Raw genomic sequence first — 26,946 nt, forward strand, 5'->3', positions numbered from 1 at the left:
CGCGCCTTTTTTGCCTACTTTTTTGGCAAGACAAAAAAGTAGGTCGCCGCCCCGCAGGGGTGGTGAAACTGCAGTTGCTTTTGACTTTGACATTAAGCCGTTGCTGTTGCAGTTTGCAGTTGCAGCCACAACCCAACACCCCAAAAAAAACAAAACCCCATCATCCGATGGGGCCCGTCCCGCCGAAGGCGCCAAAACTACACCCCCAGCCAAAAAACCAACCTTATGCCTGCGCCGGCTGCGCATCACCCGCCGCCTGCAACCGCACATTCAACTCCTTCCGATACCGGTTCAAATCCTGCACGGTCTCGAAAGTGCGCTCGAACAGCAGCGACATATTGTGCAGGATCCGCTCGATCACCTTCTTCTCCCAGCCTTCGTCGAAGCGGATCTGCTCGTCGAGCCAGTGCTCGAGCCAGTCCGGGTCCGGCAGGCGTGACTGGATGGTGTCGTTGGGGAACAACGCCTTGTTGACGTGCAGGTTGGTCGGGTGCAGCGGCTTTTCAGTGCGGCGGGCGGAGGCCATCAGCACGCCGATCTTGGCGAAGGCCGAGCGGGCGCTGTCGCCGAACTGGTTCAGGTATTTCTTCATGTAGCGCAGGTAGGCGCCGCCGTGGCGGGCTTCATCCTGCGACAGGGTGCGGTAGATCTGCTTGATCACCGGCTCGGTGTGCCATTCGGCCGCACGGCGGTACCAGTGGTTGAGGCGGATCTCGCCGCAGAAATGCAGCATCAGGGTTTCCAGCGGCGGGGCCGGGTCGAACTCGAAGCGCACGGCGTGCAGCTCTTCTTCGGTCGGCACCAGGTCCGGGCGGAAGCGGCGCAGGTATTCCATCAACACCAGCGAATGCTTCTGCTCTTCAAAGAACCAGATGCTCATGAAGGCCGAAAAGTCGGAATCGTGGCGGTTGTCGCGCAGGAACATCTCGGTGGCGGGCAGGGCCGACCATTCCGTGATGGCATTCATGCGGATCGTCTTGGCCTGGTCGTCAGTGAGCAGGCTCGGATCGAAGGAATCCCAGGGGATGTCCTTGTCCATGTGCCAACGTACCGCTTCCAGCGATTTGAACAGTTCGGGGTAGAGCATGGTAAGCCTTTGAAATTACGGGCAGATTCTACCAGATGCGAATTATTCCCAATGCGCTTTTTAAGCGCAAAGGAAGGGGGTGTTTGCGGCTGAACCTGCACGATGCCCAATTTATGGGCGAATATCGCGCCTTTCCTTGCTTTTACTGGTGCGAAAAAGAGCAGTATGCGTTGCTCTGCACGGGGTCCGGCGATGCGGCAAACCTGTTGCGGTCATAAGTCAGGCCGTCACACCGGCGGGTGGTTCGACATCAAGTGTAACCGTCCGTGCGGGCGTTGCGTTCGTGTCGTTGCCATAATCGGGCGGGATGACGTCATAGAGGAACGCCGCGAGTTCATGCTGTTGCGCCAGGGCGTCTTTCTCGCCCAGGTCGATCAGGGCCTGGGTGAACTCGGGCTCGAACAGCAGGTAGCTGGCAAAGGCGGCGCCGCGCGCTTCTGTGCCGCCCAACGGCGTCAGCAGGGCGCGCACGGTGCGGGGCAGCTGTTGCACATGCGTCGCGGCAATGGATTCGATGGGCTCGCTGGGCGAGATCGTCATCACCTGCACCGGGCGCCAGCCTTCGCGGTCGTTGGCGATCTCCGGCATGCGCGAGAGCAGGCTGTTGATGTGCTGCAGCCGTTCCAGGTCAGCGGAGAGGCCGTCGAGGAAGATGCTGGCCAGGGCCTGGCCGCCTACCTGCGCCAGCGACGGGTAGCCGCCGGCCGGCACGGTGTCGAACCAGCCGGGACGCTGGCGAGAGGCCGCGCCGATGGCCAGGATGCGAGATGCGCCCAGGTGGATGGCCGGCGACAGGGGCGACATCTGGCGCATGGTGCCGTCGCCGAACCACTCATGGTGGCCTTCGAGCTCCAGCGGCAGCGCGGGGAACAGGAAGGGGATAGAGGAGGACGCCAGGAGGTGGTCCACGCCGATCCTGGCTTCCACGGCCAGCCGCTGGCTGCGGCGCCACGGATGGATGCGGCGGTGTGACTGGTAGAAAGTGACGTGGCGCCCGGTGGTATAGGACAGCGCCGTCACGGCAAAGGCCTGGAGGTCGCCGGCGTCCAGGCTGGCCTGCACGCGCTCGGGGTCGAACAGCTCGCTGAGCAGGCCGCCCAGCGGCGCGTTGTCGAACAGCGCCCGCGGCGCGCGCCGGATGGCCCAGCCGAAGGCCAGCGCGGAGAGCCACCGCGCGCCGGATGCACCCACGCCGACGATGCCGGTGCGGTAAACATCCTCGGCATGGATGCCGCTCCACAACGCGGCCAGGCTATCGGCCGCGGCGCGGAAGTTGGCCGCGTTGATCGCCATGCCGGCGCCGTTGATGGCGCCGGCCGACGTGCCGCAAATGATGTCGAAGGGAATGCGGCCACGATCGCGGCCGTGCTGCGCGGCGATGCGTGCGAGGCCGCGCAACACACCGGCCTGGTAGGCGGCGCGGGCACCGCCACCCATCATGATCAGCGAGGTGGTCTTCACTGCAGGCGTCGGCTCCAAAGTTGGATCACGGGGTTCCCCTGGCGTCGCGTGGCTCAGATGCGGCTCAGGCTCAGGACGGCTCGCCGGAAGTATCGGTCGAGCCGTTGGCGCTGCCTTGCGGCTCGGCGGGCTTGGCCGCCGCGGATTTCTTGCTGGCCGGACGCGTGGCCTTGGGCGCGGGTTTGGCGGCCGGCTTGGCCCCGGCCTTGGTGCCGGCTGCCTTGCTGGCCGGCTTGTGGGCCGGCCTGGCCTTGCTGGCCGGCGCCTTGCCTTCGGGCTTGGCGGCGGGGGCGGGAGCGGCTTGCGGCGCGGCCGTGCCAGGCATGCCAAAGGCGCCCAAGTTGCCGAGATTTCCAAACGGCGACATGCTGGCGGTGGCGGCGCTGCTGGCGATCTGGTTGAACTGCTGCTGCAGCACATCCCACCACAGGCTGGCATCCGGCGGGGTGACGTCACCCGGGCCGGCAGCGTGGCCGGATGCTGCGGCCGGCTCTTGCGCCTGGCCAGCTTCGGGCGCATCGGGGCCGTTGTCTTCCTCGTCCTCGTTTTCCTCGACCGTGGGCTCGGGCCAGACGCGCTTGGCCGCAGGGGGCTCGGCGGGTTGCTGGTAGGGCGCCGCGCTGGGCGAGTTGGCCGCGCGTGCCACGTTTTCCATCGCGCTTTGCATCGCCTCCGGCGAGAGCGCGGTGCCGATGGTCTGCAGCGCCACCAGCGTGGCGCGCTGCACTTCCAGGCCCTGGATGGTAGTGCGCAGCAGGTTGGTGTTGAGCTGCAGCCAGCCTTCCACGGCCTTGAGGTCATGGATGCGCTTGTCGACGTCCTCCAGGTTCATCGGTGGGGTCATGGCCTGCAGGCCAGGCATCAGGCCGCCCGGCATGCCGGCGGCACTGCCCCACATCTTGCGCAGGAACTCGAAGCCGTTGGTGAAATCTGGAATCTGGCCGAACATGGTCTCGCCTCCGGGGGTCGGCAGCCGGCGGCGCCGGCTGCGGAACTGCATTGATCGGAACTACCTGCGTTACTCGAACTGCGGCGGCCGCTTTTGCCGCAGGCTGGCTACGCCTTCCTGCACATCGGGGCCGGCAAAGCCCATGAATTCCAGTGCCAGCGAGGCATCGAACGAGGGGCCCGCCATGCGCAGCCAGTTATTCAGCGCGTACTTGGTCCAGCGGATCGCCGTCTGCGACCCGGCCGCCAGCCGGCGCGCCACGTCGAAGGCGCGCTCGACCAGTTCCTCTTCGTCCACGGTCAGCGACACCAGCCCGATGCGCTCGGCCTCTTCGCCGCTCACCGACTCGCACAGCATCAGATAGTACTTGGCCTTGGCCATCCCGCACAGCAGGGGCCACACGATTGCGGCATGGTCGCCCGCCGCCACGCCCAGGCGTGTATGGCCATCGACAATGCGCGCGGTCCTGGCCGCGATCGAGATATCGGCCAGCAGGCCAGCCACCAGCCCAGCGCCGACCGCCGGGCCGTGCATGGCCGACACGATCGGCTTGTCGCAATTGATCACGTTGTAGACCAGGTCCCGGGCCTCGTGCCACACGCGGGTGCGGGTGGCGAAATCGTTGGCCATGTCTTCCACCAGGGACAGGTCGCCGCCGGCCGAAAAGCCTTTGCCTTCGCCGCGGATCAGCGCCACGCGCACGTCCGGATCGGCCGACACGTCGCGCCAGATCTCCGCCAGCTCGCGGTGCATATTGGCATCGGCTGTGGCCAGCTTGCGGTTGGCGGACTGTTGCGCACCCATCACGATCTCGAGGATGGGGCCATGCCGGCGCAGGGTCAGTGCCTGGTAGCGGTCGTAGCGTGGCGACAACGGCGCGTCGTCCACGTTGTCCGTGCCGGACGCTAGCGGGGTGGACGAAGGCGTGGGCGCTTGCGGAGGGATTGCGGTCATGGGGCAGCGATGGCCGGGGCCATTCCTTGGTGACGCGTGGGGGCCGGGCCGCGAAAAACGGCCCGGGTCGCCGCCGGTGGCTGCCTGGCGCAGTCGACGGCAATTAGCCAACCGTTCGGTCGGTCAATTATAAGCACTCCCATCGCCGCGCGGCCAGCGGCAAACAGCGTGGTCCGCGGCGCTCCCTATAGCCTCAGCCTCAGCCCTTCGCCGACACCAGCTGGTCGATCGCGCCGAACACCGAGCGGCCTTGCGCATCGAACATCTCGATCTTGACCGCGTCGCCGAACTTCATGAAGCCCGTGACCGGCTGGCCGCCGTCGATGATCTCCAGCATGCGCTTCTCGGCGATGCAGCAGTAGCCCTTGCTGCGGTCGACGTTGGAGATGGTGCCGGAGCCGACGATGCTGCCTGCGCGCACATTGCGCGTCTTGCAGATATGGGCGATGAGCTGGCCGAAATCGAACACCATGTCGGTGCCGCAGTCGGGCGCGCCCACCTTCTTGCTATTCCAGTGGACGGTCATCGGCAGGTGCACGCGGCGCTCGCGCCAGGCTTCGCCCAGTTCGTCGGGCGTGACCGCCACCGGCGAGAAGGCGGTAGCCGGCTTGCTCTGGAAGAAGCCGAAGCCCTTGCCCAGCTCGGCGGGGATCAGGTTGCGCAGGGATACATCGTTGGCCAGCATGATCAGCCGGATGGCGTCGGCGGCCTGCTCGGGCTTGGCGCCCATCTTCACGTCGCCGGTGATGACGGCGACCTCGGCCTCGAAGTCGATGCCGAAGGCTTCGCTGGCGCACACGATATCGTCATGCGGGCCGATCATGTCGTCGGAGCCGCCCTGGTACATGAGCGGATCGGTCCAGAATTCCGGCGGCATCTCGGCGCCGCGCGCGCGGCGCACCAGTTCCACGTGGTTGACGTAGGCGGAGCCGTCGGCCCACTGGTAGGCGCGCGGCAGCGGTGCCATGCATGCCCTGGGGTCGAAGGCGAAGGGGTGGCGCGCGCGGCCCGCGTTCAGGGCATCGTAGACGTCCTGCAGCTGCGGCGCGTAGAAGTTCCAGTCATCCAGCACGGTCTGGAGCTTGCCGGCGACATCGTTGACGTAGTGGGCGGTCTTCAGGTCGCGCGAGACAACCACGAGCTGGCCGTCGCGCGAGCCGTCCTTGAGGGTGGCGAGTTTCATGTATGCGGTGCGTTAGGAAAAAAGCAGATCAAGCGGAAAAAGCAGAAAAAGCAGCCCGCTAGTCTACCGTGATGCCCTTGGCCTTGATCAGCTTGCCCCAGCGCTCGGCTTCGGCATGCGCGTACTGCGCGAATTCCTCGGGCGTGCTGGAGACCGGCTCCACGCCGATGCCTTCGAAGCGTTTCTGCACATCGGCGCTCTTGAGCGCCTTCACCAGCTCGGCGTTCAGGCGGGTCACCACCGGCTTGGGGGTACCGGCCGGCGCCACCACGCCTTGCCAGGCATAGGCTTCGAAGCCGGGCACGCCGGCTTCGGCCACCGTCGGCACCGAGGGCAGCGCAGTCAAGCGCTTGGGCGTGGCCACGCCCAGCGCGCGCACCTTCCCGGCCGCCACGTTCTGCTGGCCGGAGGCGAGGTCAAGGAACATCAGTTCGACCTGGCCGGCGAGCAGGTCCTGCACCGCCGGCGCGGCGCCCTTGTAGGGCACGTGGGTCATCCTGGTCTTGGTCTGGTCCATGAACAGCTCCATGGCCAGGTGGTGCGGGCTGCCCGCGCCCGGCGAGGCGAAATTCACCTTGCCGGGGTTCTTCTGCACGTATTCGATGGCTTCCTTGAGCGTGCGCGCCGGGAAGTTCGGCGTTGCCACCAGGATCAGCGGAAAGCGCGCCACCATCCCTACATGCACGAAGTCCTTCTCGGCGTTGTAGGGCAGCTTCTTATACAGCGACGGATTGGCCGCCAGGGTGGCGGTATCGGCGGTCAGCAGCGTGTAGCCATCGGGCTTGCTGTGCGCCACCGCGTCGGCGCCGACGATGGTGGCCGCGCCCGGACGGTTGTCGATCACCACCTGCTGGCCTAGCGCCGGCGTGATGGCCTGGCCCAGCGTGCGCGCCACTACGTCGGTGCCGCCTCCCGCCGGATAGGGCACGACCCAGCGGATCGGCTGGGTGGGCCAGTTGTCGGCGGCGCAGGCGGGCTGAAACGCGGCGGCGCCCAGCGTCAGCGCGGCTAGCAGCGGCGCCGCGCAGGCACGCCATGCTTGCAGGGCGAGGCGTTGGCCGAAGGGGGAAAGGCGGGTCATCTTCGTCTCCTGTAGAAAGCGGCGGCGCCGCGCCATCTGGATTGCATGGCGGCATGCCCGCGCCGGTATTGGCCGGTGCCGAAGATATCGATTCGCCCCGACCTGTATATGTGCGCTCAAAGGTGCGCTCAAAGTCTACCGACGGTTTAAAAATTGGTAAATCGATTTCGCTATAGTAAATTCATGGACTGGACTGCATGATTGCTTTGCGCGCGCGTAGCCGGTATGTGTGACTGATGCACTTCTTTTCCAATTTCTTGCCTCCCGTTGCCGCATGACCGAACTTGAAGAAGACGATTCCAAGCTGCGTTCCGGCATCCAGTCGATCGAGGTCGGCTTCAAGCTGCTGCAGGCGCTGGCGGCATCGCCGCGCGCCATGATGCTGCGCGACCTCGCCGCCGCCGCCGACATGAATCCGGCCAAGGCGCATCGCTACCTGGTCAGCTTCCAGCGGCTCGGCGTGGTGGTGCAGGACCCGGTTGGCGGGCGCTACGATCTCGGGCCGTTCGCACTGCAACTGGGCCTCGCCGGCCTCAATCGGCTCGATCCGGTCAAGAAGGCCCGCCCGATCCTGTCGCAATTGCGCGACGAGATGGACCAGACCATTGGCATCGCTGTCTGGGGCAACCACGGCCCGACCATCGTGCACTGGGAAGAATCCAGCCACCCGGTCACGGTCAGCCTGCGCCTGGGCGACGTGATGCCCATGCTCAACTCTGCCACTGGCAGGCTGTACGGCGCCTACCTGCCGAAACAACAGACGCGGCCGCTGGTCGAACGGGAACTGGCGGAGCGCGGCCATGACGATATTCCGGACCTGCCGCGCTCACTGGCCGACTATGACGTGGTCTGCGACGACGTTCGCGCCCATGGCGCGGCGCGCGTCAAAGGCGGCGTGCTGCCGGGCATCAATGCGTTTTCGATGCCGGTGTTCGACGCCAACGGCCACGTGGCGATGGCGCTGATCGTGCTGGGCGCGCAGAGCGTATTCGATGCAGAATGGGGCGGTGCGGTCGACCGTCATGTACGCGATATTGCCCGGCAGATTTCTTCGGAGCTTGGTTATCTTGGTGGCAGCCCGACGAGCGGGCCGAACGGCCCTTCCCCGTAAGCCTACCTCGCGCCGCCTGCGCTGGGCGGCGGCGCTTGCGCTGGTGCTGGCCGCCCACCTGCTGGCGGTGCTGGGCCTGCTGCATATGCCCGGGCTCCCGCGGGACCCGACCGCGCCGCCGCCGCTCGAAGCCATCCTGCTGCCGCCGCCGGCGCCACCGGTACCCGTCGCGCCGCCACGCCCGGCCCCGGCCGCACCAAAGCGGCCTCCGGCGGCGCGCGCCGAGCCGACGCCCACGCCTGAGCCCCCGGTTGAAGCACCCGCCGCCCCTGAGGCGCCAGCGCTGCTTGCCACGCCTGGCGCCGGCCCTTCCATGGCGAGCGCCGCTGGCGGCGCCGGGAGCAGTGCGGCGCCCGCATCCGCGCCGGCGGCCGCGCAGGCCGCGGCGCCCCCTGACAACGTCCGCTACTCGGCGCCCCCATCCACGCTGCTGCACTACGCCAGCTTCGTCAATGGCGTGCAGAACCCGGATGGCCTGATCCGCTGGCAGCAAGACGGCGCGCACTACCAACTTGCGGTGGAGACACGGGTGTTGTGGTTCCGCTTCGCCTTTCACAGCACCGGCGCGCTCAACGAGCGCGGCCTCGCGCCCGAGCGCTATGAGGAGAGCCGCCGTAACCGCGTCGAGGCGGCTCGCTTCGATCGTGCCGCCGGCACGCTCGTCTTCGAGGGGCGCGGCAAGCAGGAGCCGTTGCCGGCCGCGGGCCAGGACCGTTTCAGCGTGTTCCTTCAACTGGTGGGGCTTGTGCGGGGCAATCCGCAGCGCTACGCCACGCCGGGCGTGACGGAAACCTTCGAGGTGGCGGATACGCGTGACCTGGAGCCCATGCAGGTGCAGTATGTGGGGGAAGAGGACGTGGATACCGGCCATGGCGCGGTGCGGGCCAAGCATTTCGTGCGGCTGCCGCGCCATGCCAATGATCGCCGGCGCGTGGAAGTGTGGCTGGCGCAGTCGCTGCAGTGGATGCCTGTGAAGCTGCGGCAGACGGAGCCTGACGGCACGCAGATCGAGCTCGTCTATCGCGACAGCGAGCCGCTGCGCTGAGCCTGCTAGCTGTCTTGAGGCCGTCTTAAGCCCGTCCGCATGCCGCGGCATCGGCCGCCGCTGTGGTTCACCGTGTTTTCACCAACAACCGGAGACCCGTCATGAGCGCCACCCTGCCACCATCCGAGACCCGCCGCGTGCGCGTGGGCGATATCAGCCTGCATGTGCGCATCGACGGGGGCGACGGCCCCTGGGTAGTCCTGGCGCATGCGCTGGGCGCCAATCACACCTTGTGGGATGCCACGGCGCGCCACCTGGCGCCGCGCTATCGCGTGCTGCGCTACGACCTGCGCGGGCACGGCCAGAGCGATGCGCCGATCGGCGCCTACTCGATGATCCGCCTGGCCGACGACGTGGCCTGCCTGATGGATGTGCTGGAGGTGCCGGCCGCGCATTTCGTCGGGGTCTCGGTAGGCGGCATGATCGGCCAGACCGCGGCCGTGCGCCATCCCGAGCGTTTGCTGTCACTGACCCTGGTCGCGACCGTCAACCGCACGCCGCTGGATGGCCACCCGATGTGGCATGAGCGCATCGGCCATGTGGAAGCGCACGGCATGGCGGGCGTTGCCGACAGCACCATGCAACGCTGGTTCAGCGCGGCATTCGGGGGGGCGCATCCGCAGGAGGTAGCCCGCGTGCGCGAGATGCTGCTGGCCACGCCCGTGCACGGTTACGTCGGAACCAGCCAGGCCATCATGGCATTTGACCTCGCCGGGGCGATTTCGCGGATTCATTGTCCTACCCTGGTAGTGGCCGGCGAGGAAGACCTGGGGGCGCCGCCGGCGATGGCAAGCGAGATTGCCGCCGCCATTCCCGGTGCCCGGCTCGAAATCCTGCCTCACGCCGCGCACCTTGCCCATATCGAGCAGGCGGACCGCTTTCATTGCGTGCTGGATGCTTTCCTTGGCAATGCGGCTTGCGGCGCACAGTGCGATGTACCCTGAGACGAACCTTGGCGCTCAAGGCAGAACGGCGGGCGATAGCTTTCCCACCAAACTCAAGAACTTGCTGGGATGGCCGTTGCCCAATGTAGTGAGGGAACGCTTAATACCTGCGGTTTGCCGAAGCAGAACTTGAAAACACGGCAAACACCCTCAGCTTGGAGGTGAAATCGCGGAGGGCAACCGGCCAGTGTGCCGGTTTTCGAAATAATCAGTCGCCCGCCGCTTGACCCATGACAGCCAGGAGGTATGCCATGCAAATGATCTACAACAGCGACAATTACTGCATTGTCGAGTTTGGTGCGGATGTCGAGCATGCGCCTCTTGCCTCTGGCGGCTATGAAATCGTGGACAAGAACCTGAAACGCGAGATTTTCCTCGGTGGCCAGATGGCCGAGAGCTTTCGCGCGGACGTGACGCGTCTGATCGAAAGCGAGCCGTCGGTGGAAGAGGTGGATGATTTCCTTGGCAAGTTCGATACAGTGATGATTCACCCGCTAGTGATGCACTAGGCTCCGCGGTTGCCTTTGCCAGCTTTGCGTCGCGTGACGGGCCGGCAAGCTAAGCCATAGAGGAAATAGCAAGAAGCCCGCGCAGTGCGCGGGCTTCTTGCTATCAGGCTTTGTGCTTTCAGGATCTGTTCCCGGCCCCTGTTCCTGGCCAGCTTCCGGTCATTCAATACTGTTAATACTGTTCCCAGGGCAGCCCGGCATGGCGCCAGCCGTTGAGCGTATTGCGGTGGCGCTCGGCGTCGAGGTCGCCCTCGAAGCCATGCAGCACGTTGTAGACGGTAGAGAACCCGGCGCCCTCCAGGGCCCGCGCGGCGGCCGTCGAGCGGTTGCCGCTGCGGCAGATCAGCAGCACCGGGCGCGCCGATGCCTGGCCAGCGAGCTTCTTCACCGACTGCACGAAATGCGGGTTCACCTCCCAGTCGGGGCCATCGTTCCAGGGCACGTTGTGTGCCCCCTTGGGGTGCCCGACGAAGAGGTACTCCATTTCGCTGCGGCAATCGATGAAGAGCGCATCGGGCGACTCGCTGAGGAGCGTTTGGGCGTCGCCGGGGCTGAGGTGTTGCATGGGCAAGGCTTTCCGTTAATGGGAATGAGGGCGAATGTGCCCAGTGTAGGGCCGGGCGGTGCCGCGCGGCAACCCGCGGGCGCCGTTGGCTGCACCGCCCGGATGCTGCCGTTATTCCGCAAACCATTGATGTAACTGATAAAATCGCAGTCTTTTCCCTTGCTGTCGAGCCCCACATGAGCGCCGCCCCACGTTCCGCCTCGCTTCCTCCCGCGCGTCCCTACACCCGGGCGGCCAACCTGCCGGCCCTGCTGCGCGAGCGCATCCTGATCCTGGATGGTGCCATGGGCACCATGATCCAGCGCTACAAGCTGACCGAGGCGGATTACCGCGGCGAGCGTTTCGCCGGGCACCATGTCGACGTCAAGGGCAATAACGAACTGCTGCTGCTGAGCCGCCCGCAGGTCATCAGCGAGATCCACGAGCAATACCTGGCCGCCGGTGCCGACCTGATCGAGACCAATACATTTGGTGCGACGGGCGTGGCCCAGGAAGATTACAAGATGGCGGACCTGGCGTACGAGATGAACGTCGTTGCGGCCCGGCTGGCGCGCGAGGCCTGCGACAAGTACAGCACGCCTGACAAGCCGCGCTTTGTGGCCGGCGCCTTCGGCCCCACGCCCAAGACCGCGAGCATCTCGCCGGACGTGAACGACCCGGGCGCGCGCAACGTGACCTTCGAAGAGCTGCGCCACTCGTACTACGAGCAGGGCAAGGGTCTGCTGGAAGGCGGTGCCGACGTGTTCCTGGTGGAAACCATCTTCGACACGCTCAATGCCAAGGCCGCGCTGTTCGCCATCGACCAACTGTTCGAAGACACCGGCGAGCGCCTGCCCGTGATGATCTCCGGCACGGTCACCGACGCCTCCGGGCGCATTCTCTCCGGCCAGACGGTGGAAGCCTTCTGGAACAGCCTGCGCCACGCCCGCCCGATCACCTTCGGCCTGAACTGCGCGCTCGGCGCCACGCTGATGCGCCCCTACATTGCCGAACTGGCCAAGATCTGCGACGCGGCCGTGTCGTGCTATCCGAACGCCGGCCTGCCTAACCCGATGAGCGATACCGGCTTCGACGAAACCCCGGAGGTCACGTCGTCGCTGGTGGAGGAGTTCGCCGCGTCCGGCCTGGTGAACCTGGTGGGCGGCTGCTGCGGCACCACGCCCGAGCACATCGCCGCCATCGCCGAGCGCGTGGCCAGCAAGAAGCCGCGCGCCTGGCCCAGCCAGTACCGCGACGCCGCCTGAACTCGCATCGCGAGCCTACAGAACAAGATCAAGCCATGACTAACGATACCCTGCCGCCGCGCCCGATGCGCCTATCCGGCCTCGAGCCTTTCACCATCGATGAAGACACGCTCTTCGTCAACGTCGGCGAGCGCACCAACGTCACCGGCTCCAAGGCCTTCGCCCGCATGATCCTGAACGGCCAGTTCGACGATGCGCTGGTGGTAGCCCGCCAGCAGGTCGAGAACGGCGCGCAGATCATCGACATCAACATGGACGAAGCCATGCTGGACTCCAAGGCGGCCATGGTGAGGTTCCTCAACCTGATCGCCTCCGAGCCCGATATCGCGCGCGTGCCCATCATGCTGGACTCGTCCAAGTGGGAAGTGATTGAGGCCGGCCTGAAATGCGTGCAGGGCAAGCCCGTGGTCAACTCGATCTCGCTCAAGGAGGGCGAGGAACAGTTCCGCCATCACGCCCAGCTGATCCGCCGCTACGGCGCCGCGTCCGTGGTGATGGCCTTCGACGAGCAGGGCCAGGCTGACACCTTTGCCCGCAAGACCGAGATCTGCAAGCGCAGCTACGACATCCTGGTCAATGAAGTCGGCTTCCCGCCCGAAGACATCATCTTCGACCCGAACATCTTCGCGGTGGCGACCGGCATCGAAGAGCACAACAACTACGCGGTGGACTTCATCGAAGCCACCGCCTGGATCAAGCAGAACCTGCCGTACGCCAAGGTCAGCGGCGGCGTGTCCAACGTATCGTTCTCGTTCCGTGGCAACGACGCGGTGCGCGAAGCCATCCACACCGTGTTCCTGTACCACGCCATCAAGGCGGGCATGGACATGGGCATCGTCAACGCCGGCCAGCTCGGCGTGTACGACCAGCTCGACGCCGAGCTGCGCGAGCGCGTGGAAGACGTGGTGCTCAACCGCCGCGAGGACAGCACCGACCGCCTGCTGGAGATCGCCGACCGCTACAAGGGCGGCGGCGCGAAGAAAGAAGAAAACCTGCTGTGGCGCGGCACCCCGGAGAACCCGGTGCCGGTGGCCGACCGCTTGTCGCACGCGCTGGTGCATGGCCTGACCACCTTTATCGTGGAAGACACCGAGGAAGTGCGCCAACAGGTGGAAGCGCGCGGCGGGCGCACGATCGAGGTGATCGAAGGCCCGCTGATGGATGGCATGAATATCGTGGGCGACCTGTTCGGCGCCGGCAAGATGTTCCTGCCGCAGGTGGTCAAGAGCGCCCGCGTGATGAAGCAGGCCGTGGCTCACCTGTTGCCCTACATCGAGGAAGAAAAGCGCCTGCTGGCCGAGGCCGGCGGCGACGTCAAGGCACGCGGCAAGATAGTCATCGCCACCGTCAAGGGCGACGTGCACGACATCGGCAAGAACATCGTCTCGGTGGTGCTCCAGTGCAATAACTTCGAAGTGGTCAACATGGGCGTGATGGTCCCGTGCAACGAGATCCTGGCGCGCGCCAAGGTCGAGGGCGCGGACATCGTCGGCCTGTCCGGGCTGATCACGCCGTCACTTGAGGAAATGGCCTACGTCGCCTCCGAGATGCAGCGCGACGACTATTTCCGCATCAAGAAGATCCCGCTGCTGATCGGCGGCGCCACCACCTCGCGCGTGCACACCGCGGTCAAGATCGCGCCCCACTACGAAGGCCCGGTGGTCTACGTGCCGGACGCCTCGCGCTCGGTCAGCGTGGCGTCCAGCCTGCTGTCCGACGATGGCGCGGCCAGGTACCTGGACGAGCTGAAGACCGACTACGAACGCATCCGCCACCAGCACGCCAACAAGAAGGCCACGCCGATGGTGTCGCTGGCCAAGGCCCGCGCCAACAAGACGCCGGTGGACTGGAGCGCCTACGTGCCACCCAAGCCGAAATTCATCGGCCGGCGCATCTTCCGCAACTACGACCTGACGGAGCTCGCCAACTATATCGACTGGGCCCCGTTCTTCCAGACATGGGACCTGGCCGGCAAATTCCCCGACATCCTCAATGACGAGATCGTCGGCGAATCCGCCCGCCGCGTGTTCTCCGACGGCAAGGCCATGTTGTCGCGCCTGATCCAGGGCCGCTGGCTGACGGCCAACGGTGTGCTGGCCCTGCTGCCGGCCAACGCCGTCAACGACGACGATATCGAGATCTACACCGACGAGACCCGCAGCAAGGTCGCGCTGACTTGGCACAACCTGCGCCAGCAAAGCGAGCGCCCGGTGATCGATGGCGTGATGCGCCCCAACCGCTGCCTGGCCGACTTCGTTGCGCCCAAGGACAGCGGCATTGCCGACTACATCGGCGTGTTCGCCGTCACCGCGGGCATCGGCGTGGACAAGAAGGAAGCCCAGTTCGAGGCCGACCATGACGACTACAGCGCGATCATGCTGAAGTCCCTGGCCGACCGTCTGGCCGAAGCCTTTGCCGAATGCCTGCACGAGCGCGTGCGCCGCGACCTGTGGGGCTACGACGCTGGCGAAGTGCTGACCAACGAGCAACTGATCGCCGAGACCTATCGCGGCATCCGTCCGGCGCCGGGCTATCCGGCCTGCCCGGAGCATACGGTCAAGGCGCCGATGTTCGAGTTCCTCAACGCCGCCGAGATCGGCATGGGCATCACCGACTCGCTGGCGATGACGCCGGCCGCATCGGTGAGCGGCTTCTACCTGGCGCATCCGGAGTCGACGTATTTTTCGGTCGGCAAGATCGGCGAGGACCAGCTGGACGATATGGTGGCGCGCCGCGGCGAAGAACGCAGCGTGCTGGAGCGCGCGCTCGCGCCAAACCTGTAACCGCTTGCGTACCGGCGCGGCGGCGTTTTGCGCCGCTGTGCCATCGCAAGCCATTGGGCAAGCAGGGAAAAGCCTCTTTAAGCGCATCCATGTGCCTTTGTAAGTTCTTCACTACTCCTTACAAGGCATTACATCTCCTAACAGACCGCGCGGCTCTGCGTCCCTAGACTGAGGACTCACATCAAGTGAACACCGCAGCGAATGTTTCGCAGCGGCGCAAACTGCTAGGAGCCTCTCCATGAACAAACTGCTGATCTCCCTTTCCGCTCTCTCGATCGCTGCCGCTTCCTCGCTGGCCATGGCACAAGGAACTGGCGTTGATGCGAAGGCTGGCGCCACCGGCGCCATGGCGGCGCCCGCGATCAGCGCGCCCGCCGACAAGGGTGCAGCCGCCAGCGCAGGTGTGAACGCTGGCCTGGGCGCTTCGGCCAGCGCCGACAAGGGCGTGGACGCCAAGGCCGACGCCGCCGCCGGCACGCACGCCAAGTCCACTGCTAAGACCAAGAAGCACAGCAGCCACGCCAAGGCCAAGAAGGGCGAGGCAGCGACCGACACCAGCGCGGCCGCCGACGCTGGCGCGGCGACCAAGGTCCAGTAAGCCTGGCCATGCCGGCAAGACTGGCATGCTGGAGCACAGGGACGGGTCCACCCCGTCCCTTTTTCATTGGTGCGGCCAGTTGGGAGCCTGTCAGTCTTACACCGACAGTCGGGCGGTTTTGTAAGCACTACAATGCATTAGCCCGGCCGCTCCTGAGAGCTGGTGCATCCATGCCCAGGGAGACATCATGATTCGCGTTTTGATCGCCGACGATCACCAGATCGTGCGCGCCGGTCTGCGGCAGTTCATTGCCGACGAGCCCGATATCCGGGTGGAGGGCGAGGCAGCCAGCGGCGACGAAGTCATGATTCGGCTGCGTGAGTTCGAGTTCGATGTGGTGGTGCTCGATATCTCGATGCCCGACCGCAACGGCATCGACGTGCTCAAGCTGCTGCGCCAGCGCCATCCCGACCTGCCGGTGCTGATCCTCTCCACCTACCCGGAAGACCAGTACGCCATCAACCTGATCCGCGCGGGCGCTTCCGGCTACCTGACCAAGGAAAGCGCGCCCGACGATCTCGTCAAGGCCATCCGCACCGTGGCCCAGGGCCGGCGCTACGTCAGCGCCAACGTGGCGGACCTGCTTATCGGCGGGCTTGACAAGCCCACCAACCAGCCGCTGCACCAGACCTTGTCCAAGCGCGAGTTCCAGATCTTCTGCAAGCTCTCGCGCGGGCAGTCGGTCTCGGTGATCGCCGAGGAGCTGTTCCTGAGCGTCAAGACGGTCAGCACCTATCGCTCGCGCATCCTGGAAAAAATGGGCATGAAGACCAATGCCGACCTGACCTACTACGCGATCAAGAACGGCCTGGTGGAGTAGGCGCCGCAAAGGCAAGGCGCATTCCACGGCACTCGGCCGCGTTTGCCAGACGCTGCTGTAGGACGGACGCCGATGGTCTCTCCCTGTACTCTGTTGCTACCATGGAATCATGTTGGATCAAGCTGCGGCCCCCTCGTATCGCGCGCTGCGGGTCCTGCTAATCGAGGACTCAGCGGTACTGCGGGGTATGTTGCTTGAATACCTGAACGCGTTTCCGTTTATCGAAGTCGTGGATTGGGCGGATACCGAAAGCGCAGCGCTGCGCCTCTACGAGGCGGGCAAGTACGAGGTCGTCATCGTTGACCTGCAGTTGCGGCAGGGCAACGGTATCAACGTGCTGCGCGCCTTGCAGAAGACCGAGGTGTCGGGCATCCGCATCGTTTACACCAATCATGCCCAGGTGCCTACATACCGGCGGCAGTGCGCCGAGGCCGGGGCGGACTATTTCTTTGACAAGTCGCTCGAGCTCGAGCAGGTGTTCCGGGTGATCGAGGAGTACGCGCAGGCAGATGGCTGAATGCGTATCGACGATCTTGACCATATCGACCATCTCGACCATCTCGACCGTATTGTCAGTACCGGCAGTTCCAATCGCGGCCATGCCGCGTCAACCTAGAGCAAGGAGAGAATCATGAGAAAGCTGATGGCGCTGTGTGCCCTGGCAGGTGTGGTCCTGGTAACTGGTTGCAACACGATGGCCGGTGCCGGCAAGGACATCGAGAAGGGCGGCGAGAAGGTGCAAGGCGCCGCCGAGAGCACCAAGCAGAAGATGTAAGGTGCCAGCCGCCATGCCGTGTGCATGGCAACCGGGCCAGAGAACAGGTGGACAAGAGGAATGGAAAAGGGGCTCCGCGGAGCCCCTTTTCCATTTGTCACTGCTTGGCTGGCCGGCTAGCTGGCCGGCGGCGTGCCGGTGGGCTCGTCCTGCGGCTGCTCGCCGGGGTCCCCCAGGCCGTCGAGCTCGTCCTCATCGTCGCGCGGCGGCGCCACGATGGCATCGGTGAGCGGCACCACCACCCGGATGGTGACACCGGCACCGGGTTCCGACTGGAGCTCCAGCGTGCCGCCCAGCGCGATCACGCGCTGCTCCATTCCCAGCAGGCCATGGTGTCCCACCGAGCGCCGCGATTCGAAGTCCGCCGGCAGCCCGCGCCCGTTGTCGCTGATTGCCAGCTCGAGCGTGCCGTCGGCGCAATCGAGCCGGATGGACACGCGCTGCGCTTCGGCGTACTTGCTGGCGTTGGTGAGCGACTCCTGCACGATACGGTAAAGGGCGATGGCAGCGTCGTCGCGCAGCGCAGGCACCGCCTCTGCCAGCTGCACATCCGCCTCCCACTGGTTGCGCGCCGCCACTTCCTCCACCAGCTGGCCGATGGCTTCCTTCAGGCCCAGGTTGAGCAGCACGGTGGGCCGCAGGTCCTCGATCAGGCGCCGTTTGATCTGGATCCCCTGGTCCACGTGCAGCATCACGCGGGTGAGCTTTTCCGCCACATCCGGGTGGGTGTCCTGGATGCGGCGGCGCACCCAATGCATATCAAGCTTGGTGGCGGTCAGGATGGAGCCCAGCTCGTCGTGCAGCTCGCGCGCCAGCCGCGTCTTCTCGTCCTCGGTCACGCGCTGCAGGTGGGATGCCAGCGCCGATAGCTGGCGTGTGCGCGAGCGCACCATGCTGTCCAGGCGCGCGCTTTCTTCTTCCAGCTCGTTGCGTTCGGCTTCCGATACCGCCATGCGGCGCGAATGCTGCAAGCCCACCACAATCAGCAGCACGATATTGATGGCGGTCAGCAGGCCGATGCCGTAGCGCGACAGCGCAAGGTCGCGGTCGGCGTACTCCAGGCTCTGCGACACCGATTTGGCCTCGCGCTGCAGCAAGGCCTCCAGCCCGCGCCGCGCGTTGTCCATCGTCTGCTTGCCGAAGTCCGTGCGCACCAGGTCGAGCGCCACTTCCACGTCGCGCTTGCCGTAGATCAGTGTCAGGTCCATCTCGGTGAGCTTGCGGCTGACGGCGGCGGAGGCCTCGGTGAACAGCTTGAGCGCCTCCGGGTCCTCCGCGTAGCGGTTGCGCAGCGCGCTCATCAGCGCATTGATGCGCGGCACGGCCTGGTAGTACGGCTGGAGGTAGCTTTCCTTGCCGGTCAGCAGGAAGCCACGCTGGCCGGCTTCGGCAGTGACCAGCTCGCCGAGCAGGGCGTTGATCTGGCCCTGTACCTGCTGCGACTGGATGACTTGCGTATAGCCCTGGCGCAAGCGGATGTTGCCCGCCTCGGAGGCGATCAGCACCACCACGGTAAGCACGATGCCGCCCGCCAGAAGCAAGGTCGAGCGCAGCAGTGACTGCTTGAACATGTTCGTTTCCCGATGTCGGGCGCTTGGCCGGCGCGGCGTCTCCCGCACCATGCGGCGCCGCGCCTGGCTTGCACCTGTCTGCGACGATGGAAGCACATCGACGGTCTGCGGTCAACCTGCCGCGTCGCCGGTGCTGCCCGCGAGGCCGCGCCGGTGCTTGGACTGTAGGATTTGGCTGACAAGCGAATCGGTGCGGCTGCGGTGTCTGGGCGGGGGTCTGCTTTCTACCATGGTTCCATGAGCTTGCGCACCCTGCGTCAAGCCAGCTCGGGAAGAAAGAGGGAGAACGTCAATGCTGAAATGGGCGCTGATATTTGCAGTGGTTTCCGTGGTCGCCGGCTTGCTGGGGTTCACAGGTATTGCTGCCGGTGCGGCCGGCATTGCCAAGATCCTGTTCTTCATCTTCCTGGTGCTGTTCGTGCTGTTCCTTGCCCTGGGCGTGACCGTGTTCAAGGCGGTGAAATAGCCAATCGCAATCGCCGGTCGCTGTCACTTGCCAAGCGCGCGCCTGCTGGCGCGGCAGCCCAATCCACTTAGGGAGCCATCACCATGTTGCACTACGCACTCGTATTCTTTGTCATCGCCCTGATCGCCGCGGTATTCGGCTTTGGGGGCATCGCGGCAGGGGCGGTCGAGATCGCCAAGATCCTGTTCTTCATCTTCCTGGTGGTTGCGCTGGTGACGTTTGTGATCAGCCTGGTCAGGCGCTAGGGGATGTCAGGCGCGGCTTTCGCGATGGCAGTGAACGCCGCGGGCGGGGCGGCGGTCGGCAGGGCCGCCGCCCCGCTTTGCTCATGCAGATCCCGACTTACTGACTTCCTGGCAGACAGCGCGAACCGCATCACAGCACATCATCAGACCAAACGGAGATAAGCCAATGCTGACCAACAATCCGAAGATCCGCAAAGAAGTGAATCACCTGGCTGACAGCGCCGAAAGCACGGTGCGCCAGATCCGGCATGCCGCGCGGGATACGCGCGGCGCCGCCCGCGAAGCCGCGGGGCCCGTGGCCGGCGAGGTCAGCCGGCTGATTGCCCAGCTCGAGCAAACCATGGAAGTGCTGGGGCGCGAAAGCTCGTCCGAGGCAGTGCAGGCCGCACGCCGGTTGCAGGACCGTACGCGCGCCTTGCGCGACCACGTTGCGAGCCGTGCTCGCGAACGCGTCGACTATGCCGTGGACGGCGTGCAGCGGCGCGTGTTGGCGTCGCCGTTGAAAGCGATCGGTATCGCGGCGGCGCTAGGCGCTTTCGTCGGCTTGCTGATGGCAGCGAATAGCCGCAGCCGCAACGACTGACCGAGGCACTGCTGCCAGCCCTGATGAGGCAGTGAAGCCGTGAAACAGTGAAGCAGACCCCTCAGAGGCCATCGCCCAACATTCCCACAGGAGCATGACTGTCATGGACACCCCCGTAAAAGAGAAGCCCACCGCCGGCAAGGGCAAGGATCAGCAGGCCCGGAATGAGAAAGGCGCGAGCGGGGGCTTCCTGTCGGACGTCAAGACGCTGCGCGAACGCGCCCGCAAGCACATCGAGGATGGCGCTGTCACCCAGGACTACGATGCGGACCGGACCACCGTGCTGAAGCTGCTCAATGAGGCCCTGGCCACGGAACTGGTCTGCGTGCTGCGTTACCGGCGCCACTTCTTCATGGCCAAGGGCATCCACGCGGAACCGGTCGCGGCCGAGTTCAAGGTGCACTCCGACGAGGAGCAGGGGCACGCCGACCGCATTGCGGCGCGCATCTTGCAACTGGGCGGGGAGCCGGACTTCTCGCCGGACACCCTGACTTCGCGCAGCCATGCCGAGTATGTCGAGGCCGGATCGCTGACCGACATGATCAAGGAAAACCTGGTGGCCGAACGGATCGCCATCGAGAGCTACCGCGAGATGGTGCAGTACCTGGGCGAGCGCGACTCGACCACCCGCCGCATGCTGGAGGAAATCCTGGCGGTCGAGGAAGAGCACGCCGACGAACTCGCGGACATGCTGGACAAGGGCTAGCGCCTAGCCGCCAGCCAGGCTGGCAGTGCTGCATTCGCCGCATTCGCCGCGCCCCACCCAACACAGTTCTTTCCCCCTTCCGGATCCGCTTCCTGATCCGGCTCGCCCGGCCCGAATCAGCGGCTGGGCATTTTTTTGCCGGAAGCGCGAGCAAGCAGGAGAAGGGAGCGCGGGTGGGGCGGGACGCGGGGCGGCGAACGCAAGGGCAGACAAGGTGCCGGCTGGTGCCGGCTACCTTGTTGTCAATCTACGAGTGTGCGGGGATTCGGCGCACTGCCTACACCCCCCACATCACCTCGGTGCTCTCGCGCTGGGATGCGCGCAGCATGTCGAGGAAGGGGTAGGCGCGCTGGCCCAGGTGCAGGGGTTCTTCCTCGTTGTCATCGTCATTCTTGCCGGGGTGGACCGACGATACGGCCGGGTGCACCTTCTTGGCGTCCGTCACGGCGGCTTCCAGTATATGGATGCAGCGTGGCAGTTCCTCGATAGTGATCACCCCGCGCTCCCCCAGGTGCTTGCCGATAATCCCCAGGAGCGTCACGGCAAGGTCTCTCATCATGATGAGGTCCTGCGACGCGTGGGATTTGAAGGTGATCAGCATGATATTTCCTTTCCTTGGCGTACAGCGAAATACAGGGGCGAAAACCATGGCCGCGCGGCCTGTCCCGGGACCGGGCAGGGGGCTCGCAATGGCCGGTTTTGGGCTTGCTGCATGATGTCAGCATAGCACCTGATAAAATTCTGCGTTCTGCAATTCATTGCCTGCCACGCGGCGCGGCCTCCACATGCCGCCCGTGACGGTGCCGCCGCGGCAGAACCGCCGCGACGGCACCAGACAACCGCCTCAGGGCCACGACATCCATGCTGCCAGTTCAGACCACCAATCTTGCCGCTGCGTTCAATGACGCGGTGCGCGCAATCGCCCCGGCCGACACCGCCCTGCCCGACGCCGTCTTCGAGCGTCCGAAGGTCGCCGCCCACGGCGACCTGGCCTGCAACCTCGCCATGCAGGTTGCCCGCGCGCTCAAGCGCAACCCGCGGGAACTGGCCCAGCAGATCGTCGACGCAGTCAAGGCCGACGCGCGTACCGCCGGGCTGGTGGCCAGCCTGGAAATCGCCGGTCCCGGCTTTATCAACCTGCGCCTGACGCCGGCCGCCAAGGCCGATGTGCTGCGCGCGGTGCTGGAGCAGGGCAACCGCTACGGCGCCAAGGCACAGGGCGTGCACGGCAAGGTGCTGGTCGAATTCGTCTCCGCCAACCCGACCGGCCCGCTGCACGTCGGCCACGGCCGCCAGGCGGCACTGGGCGACGCGCTGGCCAACCTGCTGGACTGGCAGGGCTTTGCCGTGCATCGCGAGTTCTACTACAACGACGCCGGCGTGCAGATCCAGACCCTGGCCGTATCTGTGCAGGCGCGCGCCCGCGGCTTCAAGCCGGGCGATGCCGCGTGGCCGGAGTCGGCTTACAACGGCGACTACATCGCCGACATCGCTGCCGATTTCCTGGCAGGCAAGACCGTGCGCGCCTCCGACGGCGACGCCGTGACGGCCTCCGGCAAGGTCGAAGACATCGAGTCGATCCGCAAGTTCGCCGTGGCTTACCTGCGCAACGAGCAGGACATCGACCTGCGCGCCTTCGGCGTCAAGTTCGACCGCTACTACCTGGAGTCCTCGCTGTACAGCGACGGCCGCGTCGAAGCCGCGGTGCAGTCGCTGGTGGCCAAGGGCAAGACCTACGAGAACGAAGGCGCCCTGTGGCTGCGCACCACCGACGAAGGCGACGACAAGGACCGCGTCATGCGCAAGACCGACGGCACCTATACCTACTTCGTGCCGGACGTGGCCTACCACACCAGCAAGTGGGAGCGCGGCTTCGCCAAGGTCATCAACGTGCAGGGCAGCGACCACCACGGCACCATCGCCCGCGTGCGCGCCGGCCTGCAGGGGCTGGACATCGGCATCCCCAAAGGCTACCCCGACTACATCCTGCACAAGATGGTCACCGTCATGAAGAACGGCGAGGAGGTCAAGATCTCCAAGCGCGCCGGTTCCTATGTGACCGTGCGCGACCTGATCGAGTGGAGTAACGGCGCGGAAGGCGGCGAGACCATCCGCGGCTGCCTGGAAGCCGGCGTGGCCGACTGGCCCGAGCACTTCACCCGCGGGCGCGACGCGGTGCGCTTTTTCCTGCTGTCGCGCAAGGCCGATACGGAATTCATCTTCGATGTCGACCTGGCTCTCAAGCAGAACGACGAGAACCCGGTGTATTACGTGCAGTACGCCCATGCCCGCATCTGCTCGATCTTCGAATCCTGGGGCGGCGCGGACTGGGAGGCCAAGCTGCCTGCCCTGGCCGGCACCGACCTGGCCCCCGTGACCGGCGCCGACGCTACCCCGCAGGCGCTTGCGCTGGGCCAGCGCCTGGCCGATTTCCCGGACATGCTGGCGGCAGCGGCGGGTGAACTGGCGCCGCATGCGGTCGCCTTCTACCTGCGGGACCTGGCGGGCGATTTCCACGCCTTCTACAACTCCGACCGCGTGCTGGTGGACGACGAGACGGTCAAGCTGGCGCGCCTGGCGATGCTGGCCGCCACCCGCCAGGTGCTGCGCAACGGGCTGGCCGTCATCGGCGTCTCGGCGCCGCAGCGCATGTAAGCCAGGCCGGCGCCATGAAGGGGGCAAGCCCCCGTTCATGGCGCCGCCTTATCCGTATCGCCCTGACCACAGACAGTGATGCCGGGATCGGCGCAGGCTCTATAATCGCGCCATCACGCTAGAGGAATTCATGCAACAGCAACGCAAGCGCACCCCGCGCAATGCCAGCCGCGCCCCGCAGCGCGGAGGTACGTTCCTGGGACTGGTGCTGGGCCTGATCGTCGGCCTGGCGATCGCGGTAGTGGTCGCCCTGTACATCACCAAGTCGCCGGCGCCATTCCAGCAAAAGGGCGCGCAGAAGCCGGCCGAGCCCGGCAATGTGGTCAGCAACCTGCCCGCTCCGGCGCAGGAAGCGCCCAGCGATCCCAACAAGCCGCTGTGGAGCAAGACGCCGGCCAAGCCGGTCGGGCCTGCCGCTGAGCCCGAGCAGCCGTCCGGCCCGGCGCCGACCACGGTGAAGCCGCCCGAGCGCCAGCCGCCGGTAGCCGTCACCCGGCCAGCCGACAAGCCCGCCGCCGAGAAGCCCGCGGACAAGCCTGCCGATCGGCCCGCCGCCGAGAAGCCGGCCGACAAGAGCGCGCAGAAGCCGGCGGAAAAGCCTGCTGAAAAGCCGGCCGAGAAGCCTGTCGCCGACCCGATCGCCGAGATCGCCCAGGCCGATGCCAACAAGGTAGGCTACCTGCTGCAGGTAGGCGCCTTCCGCTCGCAGGACGACGCCGACCGCCAGAAGGCCAACCTGGCCATGCAGGGGTTCGAAGCCAAGGTGACCGAGCGCGATGTCAATGGCGTCAAGCTTTATCGCGTGCGCCTGGGGCCGTTCAACAAGATCGACGACATGAACCGTTCGCGCGACCGGCTGCAGGCGTCGGGTTTCGAGGCTTCGGTCATCCGCTTTACCAAGCAGTAACAAGCAGTAACGGTAACCCGGGGCGATCCGCTGAACCGGATTGCCCCGCCGCTGTCATACGCTCATTGCCCATTCTCGAAAGCCGCGCCACATGAAGAAACTCGCCACCTTGTTTGCCACGCTGGTCGCTGTGACCGGTTTCCTGATGACCGCGCCCGCGCAGGCAGCCGCGCCCACCTCGGGCAAGGAATACCAGGTCCTGAAAGCGCCGCAGCCCGTCGCGCCGGGCAAGATCGAAGTCACCGAGTTCTTCTGGTACGGCTGCCCGCACTGCTTTGACTTCGAGCCCGAGCTGGAAGCCTGGGTAGGCAAGCAGGGCAAGGACGTGGTGTTCAAGCGCGTGCCGGTTGCCTTCCGCGACGACCTGCTGCCGCACACCAAGATCTTCTACGCGCTGGAAGCCATCGGCAAGCTGGACGCCATGCACACCAAGGTCTTCAACGCCATCCACGTCGACCGCAAGCGCATGCTGGACCCGAACGAAATCGCCGACTTCATGGCCAAGAACGGCATCGACCGCAAGGCCTTCCTCGATGCTTACAACTCGTTCTCGGTGACCACCAACTCGCAACGCGCCAACAAGATCGCCGACGCCTACAAGATCGACGGCGTGCCGACCATCGTGGTGCAGGGCAAGTACGTGACCTCGCCGTCCATCGCCGGCACCAAGGGCACGGCCATCCAGACCATGGATTACCTGGTTGGCCAGGTGCGCGACAAGAAGATGTAATTCCCGGGCTGCGGCCAACGGCCTTTGGGCTCGCCACGCGCGAGCCGGCTGATGGCCACCAGCGGTCGACCGGCACCGCCGGCGCCGGCGAGGCGCAGCGGCGTCCGGCGCGCGCCAGGGCGGGTCGGTCGGCATGAACCATGTTGCGCTTACCCCTGGACCCTCCCGATGCGAGCACAGAAAGTCTTCCTTACCGGCGCGTCGAGCGGACTCGGCCAGGCCCTGGCGCGCGAGTACGCCTCGCAAGGCGCCATCCTCGGCCTGGTTGGCCGGCGCGAAGAGGTGCTGCGTGAATTCGCCCGCACCCTGCCCAATCCCAATGCGGTGCGCGTCTATGGCGCGGATGTGCGCGATGCCGATGCCATGCAGCGCGCCGCCCAGGACTTCCTCGATCATTTTGGTTGCCCCGATGTGGTGATCGCCAATGCGGGCGTATCGGTTGGCACCGTCGCCAGCGAGCGCGAGGACCTCGAAGCCTTCCGCATGGTGATGGACACCAACTGGTTCGGCGTGCTCACCACCTTCCAGCCCTTCATGCAGCCCATGCGCGAACGCGATCCAGGTGCCGGCGGCTGGCGCGGCACGCTGGTCGGCATTGCCAGCGTGGCCGGCGTGCGCGGCCTGCCGGGCGGGGGTGCCTACAGCGCCTCCAAGTCCGCGGTGATCAAGCTGCTGGAGAGCCTGCGCCTGGAACAGCGCCGCGAGCGCATCCGCGTGGTCACTATCGCGCCTGGCTACATCCGCACGCCGATGACCGAGCACAATCCCTATCGCATGCCCTTCCTGATGGACGCCGACGTGTTCGCCCGCAAGACGGTGCGTGCGATTGCCGCAGGGCGCCGCTTTGCCGTGGTGCCCTGGCAGATGGGCGTGGTCGCATCCATCCTGCACCTGATGCCGCGCTGGCTCTACGACGCAATCTTCTCCCGGGCGCCGCGCAAGCCGCGCGCGCAGGGAGGTAGCCAGGACAAGCAGCCATGAGCTGGCAGGACGCAGCCGGCATCCTGCACGGCCCGGCCACGGGCGAGGTGCGCATTGCCTCGCTGGTGCCGTCCGTTACCGAACTGCTGTTCGCCCTGGGGCTGGGCCCGCTGATGGTGGCGCGCACCGGCTTTTGCATCCATCCCGAGCCCGCCGTGCGTGCCGTTGCCAAGGTGGGTGGCACCAAGGATGTCAATCTTGAGCGCCTGCGGGCGTTGGCGCCCACTCACGTAGTGGTCAACATCGACGAGAACCGGCGCGAGACGGTGGACGAGATCCGCGCGTTTGTGCCGCATGTGATCGTCACCCACCCCTGTGCGCCCGCGGACAACCTGGCGCTCTACCGGCTGCTTGGCGGCATCTTCGGCCGTCTTGCCGAAGCGGAATCGCTCTGCGCCGCCATGGCGGCCGAACTGGCGCAGGTACGTGCCCGGCAGTGGCCCGCGCGCAAGGTCCTGTATGCGATCTGGCAGGACCCGTGGATGACGGTGTCGCGCGATACCTATATCAGCCAGATGCTGGCGTTGGTGAACTGGCAGACGTGGCCTTCGGCTGACGCCATGCCCCAGGCTTGTGTTGACGGCGAGTGCAGCCGGCCCAATACGCCGCAGACGCGGTATCCGAGCTTCCGGTGGAGCGACGCGCTGGTGCGGGAGATTGACCTCGTCCTGCTTTCCAGCGAGCCCTATCGGTTTACCGAGGCGCATGTTGATGCGCTGGAGCGGCAGATTGGCAAGGAGGTTTTGCTGATCGATGGGGAGATGGTTTCCTGGTACGGGAGCCGGGCTGTGGAGGGGGTGAGGTATTTGTCGAGGTTTGCGGTTGGGGTTTAGTGGGTGTGATTGTGACTTCAGCTACAACGGCAATGGCAATGGCAATGGCAATGGCAACGGCTTAACGTCAAAGGCAAAGGCTGAAAGTCAAAGGCAGTTTCACCTCCCCTGCGGGGAGGCGACCTACTTTCTTGTCTCGCCAAGAAAGTAGGCAAAGAAG

The 26,946-nt window shown here is 65.7% G+C and carries 28 protein-coding genes; 19 read left to right on the plus strand and 9 right to left on the minus strand.

Annotated features, from left to right (window positions below; translation table 11 throughout):
- Positions 1 to 223: 223 nt before the first annotated feature.
- From AC1Q7Q_RS39765 to AC1Q7Q_RS39790, 6 genes are all read right to left on the minus strand, one after another.
- Positions 224 to 1,087: a ferritin family protein gene (locus AC1Q7Q_RS39765; protein WP_492375982.1), complete on the minus strand. Its 864-nt coding sequence runs from the start codon at positions 1,085 to 1,087 to the stop codon at positions 224 to 226.
- Between the two features lie 219 nt (positions 1,088 to 1,306).
- On the minus strand, positions 1,307 to 2,527 hold the full coding sequence (locus AC1Q7Q_RS39770; RefSeq protein ID WP_492375999.1) for a patatin-like phospholipase family protein: 1,221 nt from the start codon (positions 2,525 to 2,527) through the stop codon (positions 1,307 to 1,309).
- Positions 2,528 to 2,618: 91 nt separating this feature from the next.
- Positions 2,619 to 3,497 carry a PhaM family polyhydroxyalkanoate granule multifunctional regulatory protein gene (locus AC1Q7Q_RS39775; RefSeq protein WP_492375983.1) on the minus strand — a complete coding sequence of 293 codons (879 nt, stop codon included), beginning with the start codon at positions 3,495 to 3,497 and terminating at the stop codon, positions 2,619 to 2,621.
- A gap of 69 nt (positions 3,498 to 3,566) precedes the next feature.
- On the minus strand, positions 3,567 to 4,451 hold the full coding sequence (locus AC1Q7Q_RS39780; protein ID WP_373887653.1) for an enoyl-CoA hydratase/isomerase family protein: 885 nt from the start codon (positions 4,449 to 4,451) through the stop codon (positions 3,567 to 3,569).
- Between the two features lie 199 nt (positions 4,452 to 4,650).
- Positions 4,651 to 5,634, minus strand: coding sequence for a fumarylacetoacetate hydrolase family protein (locus AC1Q7Q_RS39785; RefSeq protein WP_183032119.1), 984 nt, complete (start codon positions 5,632 to 5,634; stop codon positions 4,651 to 4,653).
- Between the two features lie 58 nt (positions 5,635 to 5,692).
- Positions 5,693 to 6,715: a Bug family tripartite tricarboxylate transporter substrate binding protein gene (locus AC1Q7Q_RS39790; RefSeq protein WP_492375984.1), complete on the minus strand. Its 1,023-nt coding sequence runs from the start codon at positions 6,713 to 6,715 to the stop codon at positions 5,693 to 5,695.
- Between the two features lie 274 nt (positions 6,716 to 6,989).
- Between AC1Q7Q_RS39790 and AC1Q7Q_RS39795 the strand changes: the two genes are divergently transcribed.
- The 4 genes from AC1Q7Q_RS39795 to AC1Q7Q_RS39810 all read left to right on the plus strand — a co-directional run bounded on the left by AC1Q7Q_RS39795 (position 6,990) and on the right by AC1Q7Q_RS39810 (position 10,324).
- The gene (locus tag AC1Q7Q_RS39795) at positions 6,990 to 7,826 is read left to right on the plus strand and encodes an IclR family transcriptional regulator (RefSeq protein ID WP_492375985.1); all 837 of its coding nucleotides are present in this window, start codon (positions 6,990 to 6,992) and stop codon (positions 7,824 to 7,826) included.
- Positions 7,786 to 8,871 carry a DUF3108 domain-containing protein gene (locus AC1Q7Q_RS39800; RefSeq protein WP_492375986.1) on the plus strand — a complete coding sequence of 362 codons (1,086 nt, stop codon included), beginning with the start codon at positions 7,786 to 7,788 and terminating at the stop codon, positions 8,869 to 8,871. Before AC1Q7Q_RS39795 ends, AC1Q7Q_RS39800 begins: the two co-directional genes overlap by 41 nt.
- Before the next feature lie 101 nt (positions 8,872 to 8,972).
- The gene (gene pcaD, locus AC1Q7Q_RS39805) at positions 8,973 to 9,815 is read left to right on the plus strand and encodes a 3-oxoadipate enol-lactonase (protein WP_492375987.1); all 843 of its coding nucleotides are present in this window, start codon (positions 8,973 to 8,975) and stop codon (positions 9,813 to 9,815) included.
- A gap of 251 nt (positions 9,816 to 10,066) precedes the next feature.
- On the plus strand, positions 10,067 to 10,324 hold the full coding sequence (locus AC1Q7Q_RS39810) for a BTH_I0359 family protein (RefSeq protein ID WP_006161303.1): 258 nt from the start codon (positions 10,067 to 10,069) through the stop codon (positions 10,322 to 10,324).
- A 172-nt stretch (positions 10,325 to 10,496) separates the two neighbouring features.
- On the opposite strand, the gene AC1Q7Q_RS39815 is transcribed toward AC1Q7Q_RS39810, so the two are convergent.
- Positions 10,497 to 10,889 carry a rhodanese-like domain-containing protein gene (locus AC1Q7Q_RS39815; protein ID WP_006161304.1) on the minus strand — a complete coding sequence of 131 codons (393 nt, stop codon included), beginning with the start codon at positions 10,887 to 10,889 and terminating at the stop codon, positions 10,497 to 10,499.
- Between the two features lie 176 nt (positions 10,890 to 11,065).
- On the opposite strand from AC1Q7Q_RS39815, the gene AC1Q7Q_RS39820 reads away from it, so the two are divergent.
- The 6 genes from AC1Q7Q_RS39820 to AC1Q7Q_RS39845 all read left to right on the plus strand — a co-directional run bounded on the left by AC1Q7Q_RS39820 (position 11,066) and on the right by AC1Q7Q_RS39845 (position 17,109).
- On the plus strand, positions 11,066 to 12,133 hold the full coding sequence (locus tag AC1Q7Q_RS39820; RefSeq protein WP_492375988.1) for a homocysteine S-methyltransferase family protein: 1,068 nt from the start codon (positions 11,066 to 11,068) through the stop codon (positions 12,131 to 12,133).
- Positions 12,134 to 12,168: 35 nt separating this feature from the next.
- The gene (gene metH, locus AC1Q7Q_RS39825) at positions 12,169 to 14,916 is read left to right on the plus strand and encodes a methionine synthase (RefSeq protein WP_492375989.1); all 2,748 of its coding nucleotides are present in this window, start codon (positions 12,169 to 12,171) and stop codon (positions 14,914 to 14,916) included.
- Between the two features lie 238 nt (positions 14,917 to 15,154).
- A complete protein-coding gene (locus tag AC1Q7Q_RS39830) occupies positions 15,155 to 15,514 on the plus strand; it encodes a hypothetical protein (RefSeq protein ID WP_492375990.1) in 360 nt (119 codons plus the stop codon).
- Between the two features lie 187 nt (positions 15,515 to 15,701).
- The gene (locus AC1Q7Q_RS39835) at positions 15,702 to 16,334 is read left to right on the plus strand and encodes a response regulator (protein WP_492375991.1); all 633 of its coding nucleotides are present in this window, start codon (positions 15,702 to 15,704) and stop codon (positions 16,332 to 16,334) included.
- 109 nt (positions 16,335 to 16,443) lie between these two features.
- Positions 16,444 to 16,851: a response regulator gene (locus AC1Q7Q_RS39840; protein WP_492375992.1), complete on the plus strand. Its 408-nt coding sequence runs from the start codon at positions 16,444 to 16,446 to the stop codon at positions 16,849 to 16,851.
- 114 nt (positions 16,852 to 16,965) lie between these two features.
- Positions 16,966 to 17,109 (plus strand): entericidin A/B family lipoprotein, encoded by a 144-nt coding sequence (locus tag AC1Q7Q_RS39845; protein ID WP_035859076.1) that lies wholly within the window; start codon positions 16,966 to 16,968, stop codon positions 17,107 to 17,109.
- A 116-nt stretch (positions 17,110 to 17,225) separates the two neighbouring features.
- Here AC1Q7Q_RS39845 and AC1Q7Q_RS39850 read toward each other — a convergent pair whose 3' ends face one another.
- Positions 17,226 to 18,680: a CHASE3 domain-containing protein gene (locus tag AC1Q7Q_RS39850; RefSeq protein WP_492375993.1), complete on the minus strand. Its 1,455-nt coding sequence runs from the start codon at positions 18,678 to 18,680 to the stop codon at positions 17,226 to 17,228.
- A 292-nt stretch (positions 18,681 to 18,972) separates the two neighbouring features.
- Here AC1Q7Q_RS39850 and AC1Q7Q_RS39855 point away from each other — a divergent pair, with 292 nt between their 5' ends.
- The 4 genes from AC1Q7Q_RS39855 (at position 18,973) to AC1Q7Q_RS39870 (ending at position 20,680) form a co-directional block, all read left to right on the plus strand.
- Positions 18,973 to 19,146 carry a DUF1328 family protein gene (locus AC1Q7Q_RS39855; protein ID WP_492375994.1) on the plus strand — a complete coding sequence of 58 codons (174 nt, stop codon included), beginning with the start codon at positions 18,973 to 18,975 and terminating at the stop codon, positions 19,144 to 19,146.
- A gap of 83 nt (positions 19,147 to 19,229) precedes the next feature.
- Positions 19,230 to 19,391 (plus strand): DUF1328 domain-containing protein, encoded by a 162-nt coding sequence (locus tag AC1Q7Q_RS39860; protein ID WP_150992526.1) that lies wholly within the window; start codon positions 19,230 to 19,232, stop codon positions 19,389 to 19,391.
- A 166-nt stretch (positions 19,392 to 19,557) separates the two neighbouring features.
- A complete protein-coding gene (locus AC1Q7Q_RS39865) occupies positions 19,558 to 19,974 on the plus strand; it encodes a glycine zipper domain-containing protein (protein ID WP_492375995.1) in 417 nt (138 codons plus the stop codon).
- A gap of 103 nt (positions 19,975 to 20,077) precedes the next feature.
- Positions 20,078 to 20,680 (plus strand): ferritin-like domain-containing protein, encoded by a 603-nt coding sequence (locus tag AC1Q7Q_RS39870; RefSeq protein WP_492375996.1) that lies wholly within the window; start codon positions 20,078 to 20,080, stop codon positions 20,678 to 20,680.
- Positions 20,681 to 20,957: 277 nt separating this feature from the next.
- Here AC1Q7Q_RS39870 and AC1Q7Q_RS39875 read toward each other — a convergent pair whose 3' ends face one another.
- On the minus strand, positions 20,958 to 21,281 hold the full coding sequence (locus AC1Q7Q_RS39875) for a DUF1840 domain-containing protein (protein WP_174428343.1): 324 nt from the start codon (positions 21,279 to 21,281) through the stop codon (positions 20,958 to 20,960).
- 260 nt (positions 21,282 to 21,541) lie between these two features.
- Here AC1Q7Q_RS39875 and argS point away from each other — a divergent pair, with 260 nt between their 5' ends.
- The 5 genes from argS (at position 21,542) to AC1Q7Q_RS39900 (ending at position 26,786) form a co-directional block, all read left to right on the plus strand.
- Positions 21,542 to 23,335 (plus strand): arginine--tRNA ligase, encoded by a 1,794-nt coding sequence (argS, locus tag AC1Q7Q_RS39880; protein ID WP_174428342.1) that lies wholly within the window; start codon positions 21,542 to 21,544, stop codon positions 23,333 to 23,335.
- Between the two features lie 130 nt (positions 23,336 to 23,465).
- On the plus strand, positions 23,466 to 24,242 hold the full coding sequence (locus AC1Q7Q_RS39885; RefSeq protein WP_492375997.1) for an SPOR domain-containing protein: 777 nt from the start codon (positions 23,466 to 23,468) through the stop codon (positions 24,240 to 24,242).
- Positions 24,243 to 24,333: 91 nt separating this feature from the next.
- Positions 24,334 to 24,972: a thiol:disulfide interchange protein DsbA/DsbL gene (locus AC1Q7Q_RS39890; protein WP_150992515.1), complete on the plus strand. Its 639-nt coding sequence runs from the start codon at positions 24,334 to 24,336 to the stop codon at positions 24,970 to 24,972.
- A gap of 168 nt (positions 24,973 to 25,140) precedes the next feature.
- A complete protein-coding gene (locus AC1Q7Q_RS39895; RefSeq protein WP_043342912.1) occupies positions 25,141 to 25,953 on the plus strand; it encodes an SDR family oxidoreductase in 813 nt (270 codons plus the stop codon).
- Complete coding sequence (locus AC1Q7Q_RS39900) at positions 25,950 to 26,786, plus strand: helical backbone metal receptor (RefSeq protein WP_492375998.1); 837 nt, start codon at positions 25,950 to 25,952, stop codon at positions 26,784 to 26,786. The genes AC1Q7Q_RS39895 and AC1Q7Q_RS39900 overlap by 4 nt, the downstream gene beginning before the upstream one ends.
- Positions 26,787 to 26,946 lie beyond the last annotated feature (160 nt).

This window comes from Cupriavidus sp. GW823-FHT07A04, assembly GCF_058794615.1.